The sequence below is a fragment of the Paraburkholderia sp. D15 genome, from assembly GCF_029910215.1.
In the GTDB taxonomy this organism is placed as follows: domain Bacteria; phylum Pseudomonadota; class Gammaproteobacteria; order Burkholderiales; family Burkholderiaceae; genus Paraburkholderia.
In genome coordinates, this window is record NZ_CP110395.1 from 4,473,684 (window position 1) to 4,485,038 (window position 11,355).

Sequence of the window (11,355 nt, forward strand, 5' to 3'; positions counted from 1 at the left end):
GGTGTCGGGCGTGGTGGACGCGGTGCTGTCCGTCAGGCCACGACCTTGAAGCGCGACACGCCGGTGCGCAGACTGTTGGCGACATGCGTCAGATCGTCAATCGCCTGGGTCGACTGGCGCAACGATTCCGCGGTTTGCTGCGCGGCCTCCGACAACTGCGTCAACGCTTGCGTGATCTGCTCGGCGCCGGTGGCCTGAGTCTGCATGCCCTCGTTGACCATCGAGAAGCGCGGCGCGAGCGCCTGCACCTGCTGGATGATCTGCGTGAGATGGCCGCCGACGTTCTGCACGTCGAGCATGCCGCGGCGCACTTCCTCGGAAAACTTGTCCATGCCCATCACGCCTGCCGCGACCGCCGACTGGATCTCCTTGACCATCTGTTCGATGTCGTAGGTCGCAACCGCGGTTTGATCGGCGAGGCGGCGGATTTCGGTCGCCACCACCGCGAAGCCGCGGCCGTATTCGCCGGCCTTTTCCGCTTCGATCGCCGCGTTCAGCGACAGCAGGTTGGTCTGGTCCGCCACCTTGGTGATCGTGGCGACCACCTGATTGATATTGCTGGCCTTCTCGTTGAGGATGGCCAGCTTCGCGTTGACGGAGCCCGCCGCTTCCATCACGAGCCGCATGGTTTCCTCCATGCGCGCGAGGCCGGTGTGGCCGGTGCCCGCGAGCGCCGCCGATTGGCCCGCCACTTCCGACACCTCGTTCATGGTGCGCAGCAGGTCGCGCGATGTCGCGAAGATCTCGCGCGAGGTCGCGCCGATTTCGGTGGTGGTCGCGGCGGTTTCGTTGGCGGTGGCCTGCTGTTCGCGCGAGGTCGCGGCGATTTCCGTTACCGACGTGGTGACCTGAACCGCCGACTTCTGCGCCTGGCCGACCAGCGCGGTGAGTTCATCGGTCATGCGGTTGAAGCCCGCTTCGAGCGCGCCGATTTCGTCCGCGCGGTTGAGGTGCAAACGTTGCGTCAGGTCGCCGGTGCGCATGACGTCGACGACCTGCAGCACCTTCGCCATCGGCGTGGTGACTGCGCGCAGCAGCCAGTAGCCGGACAGCACGGCGACCGCGGCAGCAAGCAGCAGCATCACGAGCAGCACGATGCGGGTGGCTTCGACCGAGCCGCGAATGCTTTCGGCAGACGCATCCGCGTAGCTCTTGTTGTTTTCGACCAGCTTGCGGACCGACAGCCGGCCGGTTTCCCAGATCGGCGTGAGTTGCGCGTTGAAGATGCGCGCGGCGTTTTCCTTCGACGCGGGCAGCACGTTCAGCAGTGATGCCTGGATCGGCACGTACTGCGCCTGTTGCTGACGGAAGTCGTTGAACAGTTCGCGGTCGACTTCGCGGAAGATTGTCGCGCTGTAATCGTTGAGCAGTTTCTGGAGCGTTTGCTGGGTTTCCTGCAGACGCAGCGTGTCGCGCTTGACCGCATCCGGGTCCGTGTCGATGTAGATGAGGCGCTGCGTGACGGAGTAGTTCTCGAACCACGCCGCGCGCATGGCGGTGGCGTAGTAGAGGCCGGGCATGGAATCCTGCTGCTGGCTCTTCGCATTCCGGTCGATGCCGCCGAGCTGTTCGAAAGTGACGATTGCCATTGCCAGCATCACGATCAGGACGATCCCGAAGCTGCAAAGAATCCGTTGCCGGATGGTCCACTGTTTCACGCGCACGCCCCTTACTTTTGGCTGTGTCCCGAACCCGGATGATCGACCTGGGTGGTCGCGGGATCGATGGATCGGAAAGCTTTGCGGGCCGCCGGTTGGAACCGGCGGCTTGTGCGGCGAATTTTACATTGATCGGGTGATTGGAGGGGGCGGGCGTCGGCGCGGGTGTTCGTCTGGATTACTGCTGCAGTTTTCCGCGTTCCCTCGTGAGCTGCTGGATGCTCGTCTTCGGTGTAGCTAACTCTTCGGGCATGGTCCCGCCGAGTTCGCGGATCGTGTCGCGTACCTTCCCGCCTACTTCGAAGTGCGTCCGATAGGCTTGCTGCTTGCCTTGCACGCCGTCGCGCTTGAGTTTGTCTCCCGTCTGGGTTGCGCGGAAAAGATTGGCGGCGAGTTCGGTGCTGCCCATATGGTCGAGGATTTTCTGGCTTTTCTTCAAACGCTTGTGGATGTGGATATCCTTTGCGCTCCGGCCGCCGTACAGGCCTCTGTAGCCGTGGTCCTGAAACACAGCATAATCCGTCGCGGTCTGCACGCCTGCGGAGCGCGCGGCAGCGCTGAGCTTCTTGTTGTGGCGAGTCAGTTCGTCCCGGAGCATCAGCCGCTGCTGATCTTCCAGAAGGCCGGCAAAGTTCTTGGCATCTCCGAGTTCCTGCCGGCGGGTCTGGATCGCGAAGTAGGTTTGACCATTCGCGATCACCGGCTTGGACGGGTCGCCGTTCTGCACGACCAGATAGCACGCGTAGCGCGACAGCCGGACGTCTTCGACCGTTCGCTGTGCGCCGGAGCCGAGGCTGACCATTTTTCCCGTTCGGGAAAAATGGTCAGCGACCCGGTGGCCGGAGCGTTGGCAAGCTTCCTCCGCCTTCTGGATGACGTGCCGGAATTTGGCCCACGTGCCGTATTCAAGAAGCGGTTGAAGCTCACGCGCCGACCAGAATTCAATATTGTCGTCGCCGACTTGCTTGATACCGTCAAAGGTTTGATTCGTCATTATTGGCTCCCTTATCAGTGGTGCTGCAAAGCCTCTGGCGAGCCTTTTGAGCCGCCGGAATTGGCACCTTGATTCTATCGACGACGCCCGCAAAGGGCGATCAGACGGGCGCGACGCGGAATCAGACTAATTCATCGCGCAGCCTGGTTTGTCTTAATCGAGCGAGGCAATTCGCCGAATCGCCTGCCGCCGTTACAAGCGAAATGTCTGGTTACCACTTGCAGCATCTATTTCTGCCCGCGCGCTCCACAATCCGGTCATGCCTCAACGGCGGGAGTCAAACATGAAAAAGATCGCAGTCGCATTGGTGATGGTTGGAAGTCTCAGCATGGCCGGGCAAGCTTCGGCGCACGGTCACGGCGGGGCGGTGGTCGGCGCGCTGATCGGTGGCGCCGTGCTGGGTGCGGTGGTGAGTTCGGCGCTGAATCCCGCGCCGGTAGTCGCCTATCAGCAACCGGTGTACGCGCAGCCGGTGTATCAGCCCGCGCCCGTCTACGCGGGGCCGCCGCCGGGATATTGCTATGACCAGTACCGGGGTGGTTACGTCGCGTGCGGGGCACCGCCGCCGCCCGCGCAGTATGGATATCCGGAGCCGCAACCGGGTTGGTAAGCGCGATGTGCGCCTGAGGGTGTCGCTGCGCAACCCGTGTGAAAAAGGCCGTCGCTCTGTAAGGAGCGACGGCCTTTGCTATTGGGGGCGTCGTTGCTCGCGTTGCCTCGCGAGCCAAAGCTCAGTGCTTATGGTGCAACCACTCCGCGTAGTGCGTATCAAGCCAGCGTTCGAGTTTCTGCGGGCCGTCCTTGTGGTAATAACGAGAGCCGGCCCAGATGGCAACGCCCACTACCACCATGACAACGGGTCCCAGCAAATACGCCATCAACGATTCAGACATGGGAGCCTCCGTGTCGGCTAGGGTCGGTCTTTTAGTTTAGGCGATGAAATGCGGGAGAAAAGATCGATGTTTCTGGCTTGCGAGCCCGTAAACTCGGGGCTCTCCGGTTTGCCGGCCGTTTAAAACCCGCTGTTCGGGTTGATTTTCTTTGCCTGACAATGGGTTGAGTAGGCCTCTGATTGTGTTGTGTACCAAAAATCGGTGGCGGTATTCCGCGAAGCCGCCAGCTCCCGCGCGATGCGAACGTCCGTCAAACACTATTCGATGACGCTTTTTGCCGCCGGCCACGCTCGATCTGCAGATCGACAAAGTCTGCCCACGCTTGCAGCCGTGGGCGTGGTTTGCCGATATCGTCCGGCGCTGCGTCGTCGCTCGTGCTTTTGAGTGCAGCCGGATCGCTGTCGAGCTGTGCCGCGATTTCGCGCAAGTGTGCGGCCGCCGTCCGCCGAAAGTCGTGCAGGACAAAGTGTTCGACGTCCAGCCCCAACGCTTTGATGGCCTGATTCAGCGTGCTTTTCGCGATCGGCCGGTCATTGCCTCTGACGCTTGGGAATACGAATTTCCCGTTCTTCGCCTGCCGAAGCTCGCGCAACATGGAAACCGCCTGATGCGGCAAATCGATCTCGTGGTCGCGCTCTTTGTTCAGACGTGCCGCGGGTATCGTCCAAAGCGCCCGATCGAGATCGAATTCGGCCCATGTCGCTTCGACCAGGTCGGACTTGCGCGCCATGGTCAGCACGAGCAGATGTAGCGCCAGTTTCAGCGGACGGCGAATGCTCGATGCGTCGATGGCGTGCAGCATGGCGCCGATCTCGTCGCCGGACAGCACGCGGGTGCGACTCTCGAATGTCGCGATGGAGCGCGCGGGCACGATCTCGGCGGGATTGCTGGTCGCGAGTTGCCGCGCGATCAGGTAGGCGTAGAGGCGCTTCACGACATTGCGCGTATGCAGCGCCATCTTCGGCGAGCCGCGACTTTTGATGCGTTCACAGATATCGACGATGTCGTCCGCGCTCACCGCCTTGATCGCTTTTCCGCCGATGGCCGGCAACACATCCTTGTCGAGCGCGCGCCGTGTCGTGCGGCGATATTCGGCCGACTTGCCGGTCATTTCCGTCGCAAGGTAGAGCTCGGCGGCGTCGCGCAGCACGTCCGTTTTGCTTTCGACGCCGCGATCGCGCCGCGCCGTCGCGACCGGCGAGATGCCTTGCGCGACCATCTCCGCGTAGCGCTGGGCCTTGGCCCTTGCCACGCGCAACGAGATCATCCGGTAGTCGCCGATCGTTGCGAGCGGCTGGCGTTTGCCATTCAGCGTGTAGCGGAAGCGCCAGACCTTGGCGCCGGTCGTCATCACTTCGATGACGAGGCCGTTGCCGTCCGCGACGCAATAGCGGGTGGCGCGCGGTTCGAGCGCGCGGATCTGACTTTCGGTGAGCGGGGCGGCCAGGCGGGGCATGTGTGAATCGCTAGGACTGAAGTAGTCCGCGATTTTAGCGCTTTGTTTTTGTTGTGTACCAAAAAATTAGGGTTTTTTGGCACTACAGGAGGGGTGAAAAGTTGATCGGCGATGTGGCGATGAATCAGAATAAAGTCCGTAAATTGCGGGACTTTCTCCAAAATTTCAAAAAATGCAGCTCGGATTCACTTGCCAATACAAAACCGGCTGAAAATCACACCGAGAAGATCGTCCGAGCTGAATTCGCCCGTGATGGAGTTCAGTTGATCCTGCGCGAGACGCAGTTCTTCGGCGAACAGATCCAATGCCTGCGAATTTTGATCCGCATGTGCGGCCGCCGTCGCCAGATGTTCCTCGGCGGCGCGCAACGCGATCAGATGCCGCTCGCGCGCCAGGTAGACGCTCTCCGCGCCGGCCTGCCAACCGGCAATTCGCAGCAACTCATCACGCAGCAGCGCGACGCCGTCGCCCTGTTTCGCCGACAGCCGGACCTCGCTCAGTTCGGTGTCCGGGTCGAGCGCGTTCGTCGCCGGCGCGAGGCCGGTCAGGTCGGTCTTGTTCAACACGCGCACGATCGGCACGCCGCGCGGGAAACGCGCGGCGATCGCGTCGTCCTCGGCGGTCATGCCGGTCCGCGCGTCCAGCAGATGCAGCACGACGTCCGCGCGTTCGATCTCGCCCCAGGTGCGCGCAATGCCGATTTTTTCGACCTCGTCCTCGGTCTCGCGCAGCCCGGCGGTGTCGATCACGTGCAGCGGAATGCCTTCGATCTGGATGGTTTGCGCGACCTTGTCCCGGGTCGTGCCGGCGATCGGCGTGACGATGGCCAGTTCGGCACCGGCCAGTGCATTCAGCAACGACGACTTGCCGACGTTCGGCTGCCCCGCCAACACCACCGACAACCCCTCGCGCAGCAACGCCCCCTGGCGTGCCTCGCGCAACACCTGGGCGAGGCGATCGCGGATGCGTGCGAGTTTTCCTCGAGCGTCGGCGGCTTCGAGGAAGTCGATTTCCTCCTCGGGAAAGTCGAGTGTCGCTTCGACCAGCATGCGCAGCGTGATGACGTCCTCGACCAGCGCGTGAATGTCGCGCGAGAACGCGCCATCGAGCGAACGGCCCGCCGAGCGCGCGGCAGCCTCGGTACTCGCCTCGATCAGATCGGCGACGGCTTCCGCCTGCGCCAGATCCAGCTTGTCGTTGAGGAACGCGCGACGCGTGAATTCACCGGGTTCGGCGAGGCGCAGACCGAACGCGCGGCCGGCATCGATGCAACGTTGCAGCACGAGTTGCAGCACGACCGGACCGCCGTGACCCTGCAATTCGAGCACGTGTTCGCCGGTGTACGAATGCGGTGCGGGAAAGTACAGCGCAATGCCGCGATCGAGCACATTGCCGCCGCCATCGAGAAACGGCACGTAACTCGCGTGACGCGGCGCGAGCGCCACGCCGGTCAGTGCCTGCATCAGCGGCTGGGCGGCCGCCTCAGCCGCGCGGCCGAACGAAATCCGCACGACGCCGATCCCGCCTCGACCGGGCGCGGTGGCAATGGCGACGATGGGATCGGAATCGGTGGTGAGCATGGCGTGCGTGGCAAAAACGAAGGGAAGGGCGGCGCGGCGTGACGTAGGCCACAAGGCGCGAGGCATTGTAACGCGTGCGTTTGCGATGTCTGGCCTTAAGGGCAGTGTGGCGTCGCACTGTCAGAGATGTTTCGTTAATTCGGATTTATCTTAAATAAGTGGGCGCCAAACGAAATCTCTTGCGAATATTTGAGAATTTATCGGACTGGATGTTGGTGGAAATGACCAACGGTTACCGGAAAATCGAAAAATTTTCGGTTAGCTGAACGTCAAGTGCGAAGCGGGATACAAGCTAAATTTATCTCGAATACGCGAAAGCCTTGCCCAGCGGGTTGTCAACAAACCGGACGCGGAATTGCACAATCCGGCGCATGTCGACCAAACAAGAAAAAGCCGCCTTCGCCGAGAGGTTGAAGGGCCTCCTCGAACCGCTCAAGATCCGCGGTGGGACGAAGCTCGCCAGGGAATTCAACAAGAATTATCGCGGCGAGCCGGTGACCACTCAGACCGCGCACAAGTGGTTCACAGGTACCACTATTCCGATGCCCGACAAGTTGCGCACCTTAGCCGTATGGCTGAACGTGACCGAGCATTGGCTGCGCTATGGACCATCGCCGGGCATGACGCCCAAGCCGCTGGCTCGCAACGAGAAATATCCGCCTTCGCCGGAAGTGATCGAACTGGCGTCGAAGATCGGTGAGTTGAATCCGAAGGATCGCTTTCTGGTGGAAGAGATGATCGTGCGCTTTCATGGCGAGCAGGCGCCTGAGGGGCAGGGCGAAAACTAGGGCCCTTCGGTCTCTCGATTTTGCGATCCAGATTCGCCGCCTCGGCGCAATTTTCTCCGCGCTTCGGATTTATCTCAATTAAGCTACGATTGTTACTGCGTTCTTGAGATTTGCTAGGACGCCGCGAAGCGGTTTCACCGCTGTTATGCCCGTCAGGTATAGAAAAAATTCAAAAAATGACATTTGGCTGCACGCGTTACGCGACGTGGGATACAGGCTAAATTTATCTCAAATACGCTAATTCATAGCTTATGTGGTTGTCAATCGGCAGGATGCTGAATTGCACAATCTGGGCCATGCCAACCAAACAAGAGAAAGCTGCCTTCGCCAGGCGGCTGCGAGATCTGCTGGAGCCGCTGAAAATTCGCGGCGGGACCAAGCTCGCCGAGCAGTTCAATCTGCGTTATCGCGGGGAACGTCCGGTTACCACGCAGGCCGCTCACAAATGGCTGTCGGGCGCGACGATACCGAAGCCGGACAAGCTGCGCATGCTGGCCGAATGGCTGAATGTGAAAGAGCACTGGCTCCATTACGGACCGCCGCCTGCTTCGACCGCGAAACCGCTCGCTCGCGGCGACAAGTATCCGCCATCGCAGGAGACGATCGAACTGGCGTCGAAGATCGCACTGCTTCCGCCGCGAGACCGCTTTCTCGTCGAGGAAATGGTCGAGCGGTTATACGGCGAGGATTCAGCGGAAGAGTAGTCGCGATGACTGTCTGCTGGGTTCTGCAGCGCGTTGCCGCACTTCGGCACTTCGCTGCGAACATGAAAAAAGCCGCCCGGTTTTACGCCGGGCGGCTTTTTTTCGACCTTGTCGTTGCTTGCGCTTTACTACGCGACTTCGCTGGCGGACAGGACAGACTCACAACGGCGGCGACGGTGGCGTAGTCCATCACACCACCCACCGCCGCTCAGGCCTCGTCAGGCCGCTTTCGTCTTCGACTGACCCATCATCCGCGTGATGTAGTACTGCTGGGCGATCGACAGCACGTTGTTCACCACGTAGTACAACACCAGGCCGGCCGGGAAGAAGAAGAACATGACCGAGAACGCGATCGGCATGAACATCATCATCTTGGCTTGAACCGGGTCCGGCGGCGTCGGGTTCAGACGCGTCTGCAGGAACATCGAGACAGCCATCAGGACCGGCAGGATGAAGAACGGGTCCTGCTGCGACAGATCGTGAATCCACAGAATCCACGGCGCGCCGCGCATTTCCACCGACGACAGCAGCACCCAGTACAGCGAGATGAACACCGGAATCTGAATCACGACCGGCAGACAGCCGCCGAACGGATTGACCTTCTCGGTCTTGTACAGCTCCATCAGCGCGGCGTTCATCTTCTGCGGATCGCCCTTGAAGCGTTCGCGCAGCGCCTGCATGCGCGGCGTGATCGCCTTCATGCGCGCCATCGACTTGTAGCTCGCCGCCGACAGCGGGAAGAACACCGCCTTGATCAGCAGCGTGAGCAACACGATCGACCAGCCCCAGTTGCCGACATAGCTGTGGATCTTTTCGAGCAGCCAGAACAACGGCTTCGCGATGATCGTGACCCAGCCGTAGTCCTTCACCAGCTCCAGGCCCGGCGCGATGCCTTCGAGCATGCGCTCTTCTTCCGGACCGGCGAACAGACGCGCGTTGACGTCGACCGATTGGCCCGGCGCGATGGTCGCCACCGGTTCCTTCACGCCGACGCGATACAGCGCCGGATCGATCTTCTCGACGTAGATGTCGCGCTTGACGCCCTGCTTCGGAATCCACGCCGACGCGAAGTAATGCTGGACCATCGCGATCCAGCCGTTGTCGGCCGAGGTCGCGTAATCCTGCTTGTTCTTGTCGATGTCGCTGAACGTCATCTTCTGGAAGTGATGCTGGTCGGTGTAGACCGCCGGCCCAATGAACGTGTGCGAGAAGCGCGGCGTTTCCACCGGCTGATCGTCACGCACCAGTTCCATGTACACCGACGGCGTCACCGGGGCGGTGCCGACGTTCTCGATCTTCGTGTCGACGCCGATCACGTAGCTGCCGCGCGTGAACGTGTAGGTCTTGATGACCTTCACGCCACCCTTCACCGGCGACTCGAAGCTGAGCTGGAACGATTTTTCGTCGCCCGTCAGGTCGTGCGGCTGATTCGGCAGCGGCGTGTAGATGTCGTTGTGATTCGGGAAATCGCCGCCGAGCAGACCGGTGCGCGCCAGATACGTATGGTTCGCGGTACGGTCGAACAGCGTGATCACCAGATCCGGCTGCTTGCCGTCGCCTTGCTTGACGAGCGACAGCTTCGACAGCGTGCCGCCGCGGGTGTCGATCTCGCCGTTATAGACGTCGGTGCTGAACTTGATCAGTTGCGATTGCGCGGCCGCCGGCGCGTTGCCCGGCGCGGCTGCGTTGGCTGCCGGCAGATCGGCAGGCTGGGTTCCCGGCGTCGTGGTTCCCGGTGCGGCGCTACCGACGGTCTGGGTCGGCGTCGTGCCCGGGAAGAACATCGACGGGCGTCCGTGGTCGCGTTGCCAGTTGTCGAACAGCATGACCGCTGACATGAAGAAGATGACCCATAGGACGGTGCGTTTGATATCCATGCGTTGTCTCAGTGTCGATGGAACGGCGCGTCAGCGCTTTTCAGAAGTGGGTGGCGGGACGAGATCGACGCCGCCCGCGGAAAACGGGTGGCAGCGGCAAATACGCCTGGCGGCGAGATAAGTCCCGCGCGCGGCGCCATGATACTGGATTGCTTCGCGCGCGTAATCAGAGCAGGAAGGGTAAAAACGGCACCGGTTGCCGAGCATGGGGCTGACGGCAACCTTGTAAAACCGCAGTAAAGCGAAGAGTACCGTTTGCATGGCTGGTGCGGCTGGCTGCGCCGCGCAACGTGGTGAACCTGGGACGCCCGCGCGGTCCGGCTACACGAGCCACGGGAACCGCGCGACCGCCGGTCGCTCGAGCGTCATTCCGTTTTCGGCGCTTCCGCGGGCGGCGCCTGACGACGGACGATTTCTCGCGCTGCCTTGTCGAGCAGCGCTTCGATTTCACTGCGGCACAGCGCCTTCAGCGGCGGCGACGAAGCGCTCGGCAAAGCCTTCTTGTCGAACCGCGTATGCAATCGCAGCAGCACATCCCAACCGCCGAATTCCGCGCGACGCAACCGGAAAGTTTCACGCGCGATGCGGCGGACCAGATTTCGCGTGGCCGCGCGCGGCGCATATTTCTTGCCGATCACGAGGCCGAGACGCGCTTCGTTGCCGGTGGGCCGGCCGTACACCACAAAGTGCGCGGTGCGGCGCCACGGGCGCAAACGAAAAACGGATGAAAATTCATCCGTTTTCAGTAGCCTTGCGGCTTTGGGGAAGGCGGCTTGCGCTCGCAACGGAACCGAGCCCTGCTGCGGCGCCCCTGCCGCTCCCGCGTTGCCGCGGATCTCGTCTGGCACGGACGGAGCGCGCAATCCGCTCGCCTGCCTTAGATCGCGAGGCGCTTGCGGCCCTTCGCGCGACGTGCGTTGATGACCTTGCGGCCACCTGCGGTCTTCATGCGAACGCGGAAGCCGTGGGTGCGCTTGCGACGGGTAACGGAAGGTTGGTAAGTACGTTTCATGTTGCTCTCACTTGATCGAAAAATAACCGCGCGATCATCGCTGAAAGCGCAATGGCCGGTGGTTTACTGAATTGGTTTTCGCGGAACCCGCTATTTAAACCCGTTTTCCGTTGGCCGTCAATAGTTTAGCCCGCCTCGGCCTGACCCCAGAAGGACTTCGGCGAATGATCCGTCCCTGTGGATAACTCCCTTGCGGGTAGCATTTGGCGTTAGAATCTCGCCTTACTTCCCAAAAATTCTGCACGCCGCTCCGGCTCGCTTGCCCCGCAAACCCTTGTGGCACAAGCGCCTGGAGCGATTGCGCCTGGTCTGGCCCGACTGCTCAGGGCCTTGTTGCGTACGCGCGACAGGGGCAGCGGCGACCGCCGTGCACACCATAACGACAGCAACTCG

General features: G+C 61.6%; 12 protein-coding genes. 3 read left to right on the top strand and 9 right to left on the bottom strand.

Features of this window, described 5'->3' with window-relative positions:
- Positions 1-32: 32 nt before the first annotated feature.
- Positions 33-1,598, bottom strand: a complete 1,566-nt coding sequence (locus LFL96_RS19600; RefSeq protein WP_281000842.1) for a methyl-accepting chemotaxis protein — start codon at positions 1,596-1,598, stop codon at positions 33-35.
- A gap of 238 nt (positions 1,599-1,836) precedes the next feature.
- Complete coding sequence (gene dinD, locus LFL96_RS19605) at positions 1,837-2,652, bottom strand: DNA damage-inducible protein D (RefSeq protein ID WP_280996875.1); 816 nt, start codon at positions 2,650-2,652, stop codon at positions 1,837-1,839.
- 283 nt (positions 2,653-2,935) lie between these two features.
- Between dinD and LFL96_RS19610 the strand changes: the two genes are divergently transcribed.
- Entirely contained in the window at positions 2,936-3,262 is a 327-nt protein-coding gene (locus LFL96_RS19610; RefSeq protein ID WP_280996876.1) for an ecotin precursor, read from the top strand.
- Between the two features lie 121 nt (positions 3,263-3,383).
- Here the strand turns inward: LFL96_RS19610 and LFL96_RS19615 are convergent, their stop codons facing one another.
- The 3 genes from LFL96_RS19615 to mnmE all read right to left on the bottom strand — a co-directional run bounded on the left by LFL96_RS19615 (position 3,384) and on the right by mnmE (position 6,581).
- Positions 3,384-3,545 (bottom strand): hypothetical protein, encoded by a 162-nt coding sequence (locus LFL96_RS19615; RefSeq protein WP_280996877.1) that lies wholly within the window; start codon positions 3,543-3,545, stop codon positions 3,384-3,386.
- Between the two features lie 250 nt (positions 3,546-3,795).
- The gene (locus tag LFL96_RS19620; RefSeq protein ID WP_280996878.1) at positions 3,796-5,001 is read right to left on the bottom strand and encodes an integrase arm-type DNA-binding domain-containing protein; all 1,206 of its coding nucleotides are present in this window, start codon (positions 4,999-5,001) and stop codon (positions 3,796-3,798) included.
- A gap of 185 nt (positions 5,002-5,186) precedes the next feature.
- Positions 5,187-6,581, bottom strand: coding sequence for a tRNA uridine-5-carboxymethylaminomethyl(34) synthesis GTPase MnmE (mnmE, locus tag LFL96_RS19625; protein ID WP_280996879.1), 1,395 nt, complete (start codon positions 6,579-6,581; stop codon positions 5,187-5,189).
- Between the two features lie 371 nt (positions 6,582-6,952).
- Here mnmE and LFL96_RS19630 point away from each other — a divergent pair, with 371 nt between their 5' ends.
- Together LFL96_RS19630 and LFL96_RS19635 are read left to right on the top strand one after the other, a co-directional pair.
- Entirely contained in the window at positions 6,953-7,369 is a 417-nt protein-coding gene (locus tag LFL96_RS19630) for an XRE family transcriptional regulator (protein ID WP_280996880.1), read from the top strand.
- A 296-nt stretch (positions 7,370-7,665) separates the two neighbouring features.
- Entirely contained in the window at positions 7,666-8,073 is a 408-nt protein-coding gene (locus LFL96_RS19635) for an XRE family transcriptional regulator (protein WP_280996881.1), read from the top strand.
- Positions 8,074-8,291: 218 nt separating this feature from the next.
- Here the strand turns inward: LFL96_RS19635 and yidC are convergent, their stop codons facing one another.
- From yidC to rpmH, 4 genes are all read right to left on the bottom strand, one after another.
- Entirely contained in the window at positions 8,292-9,950 is a 1,659-nt protein-coding gene (gene yidC / locus LFL96_RS19640; protein ID WP_280996882.1) for a membrane protein insertase YidC, read from the bottom strand.
- A gap of 30 nt (positions 9,951-9,980) precedes the next feature.
- Positions 9,981-10,211, bottom strand: coding sequence for a membrane protein insertion efficiency factor YidD (gene yidD, locus LFL96_RS19645; RefSeq protein ID WP_280996883.1), 231 nt, complete (start codon positions 10,209-10,211; stop codon positions 9,981-9,983).
- 104 nt (positions 10,212-10,315) lie between these two features.
- The gene (locus tag LFL96_RS19650) at positions 10,316-10,813 is read right to left on the bottom strand and encodes a ribonuclease P protein component (RefSeq protein WP_280996884.1); all 498 of its coding nucleotides are present in this window, start codon (positions 10,811-10,813) and stop codon (positions 10,316-10,318) included.
- Positions 10,814-10,827: 14 nt separating this feature from the next.
- Complete coding sequence (gene rpmH / locus LFL96_RS19655; protein WP_004198824.1) at positions 10,828-10,962, bottom strand: 50S ribosomal protein L34; 135 nt, start codon at positions 10,960-10,962, stop codon at positions 10,828-10,830.
- Positions 10,963-11,355 lie beyond the last annotated feature (393 nt).

What these genes read in the sequence shown, in the direction of transcription:
- rpmH (WP_004198824.1), bottom strand. Translation starts at nt 10,962, where the DNA reads ATGAAACGTACTTACCAACCTTCCGTTACCCGTCGCAAGCGCACCCAC.
- mnmE (WP_280996879.1), bottom strand. Translation starts at nt 6,581, where the DNA reads ATGCTCACCACCGATTCCGATCCCATCGTCGCCATTGCCACCGCGCCC.
- LFL96_RS19635 (WP_280996881.1), top strand. Translation starts at nt 7,666, where the DNA reads ATGCCAACCAAACAAGAGAAAGCTGCCTTCGCCAGGCGGCTGCGAGAT.
- LFL96_RS19600 (WP_281000842.1), bottom strand. Translation starts at nt 1,598, where the DNA reads ATGCTGGCAATGGCAATCGTCACTTTCGAACAGCTCGGCGGCATCGAC.
- yidC (WP_280996882.1), bottom strand. Translation starts at nt 9,950, where the DNA reads ATGGATATCAAACGCACCGTCCTATGGGTCATCTTCTTCATGTCAGCG.
- yidD (WP_280996883.1), bottom strand. Translation starts at nt 10,211, where the DNA reads ATGCAAACGGTACTCTTCGCTTTACTGCGGTTTTACAAGGTTGCCGTC.
- LFL96_RS19610 (WP_280996876.1), top strand. Translation starts at nt 2,936, where the DNA reads ATGAAAAAGATCGCAGTCGCATTGGTGATGGTTGGAAGTCTCAGCATG.
- LFL96_RS19630 (WP_280996880.1), top strand. Translation starts at nt 6,953, where the DNA reads ATGTCGACCAAACAAGAAAAAGCCGCCTTCGCCGAGAGGTTGAAGGGC.
- LFL96_RS19620 (WP_280996878.1), bottom strand. Translation starts at nt 5,001, where the DNA reads ATGCCCCGCCTGGCCGCCCCGCTCACCGAAAGTCAGATCCGCGCGCTC.
- LFL96_RS19615 (WP_280996877.1), bottom strand. Translation starts at nt 3,545, where the DNA reads ATGTCTGAATCGTTGATGGCGTATTTGCTGGGACCCGTTGTCATGGTG.
- dinD (WP_280996875.1), bottom strand. Translation starts at nt 2,652, where the DNA reads ATGACGAATCAAACCTTTGACGGTATCAAGCAAGTCGGCGACGACAAT.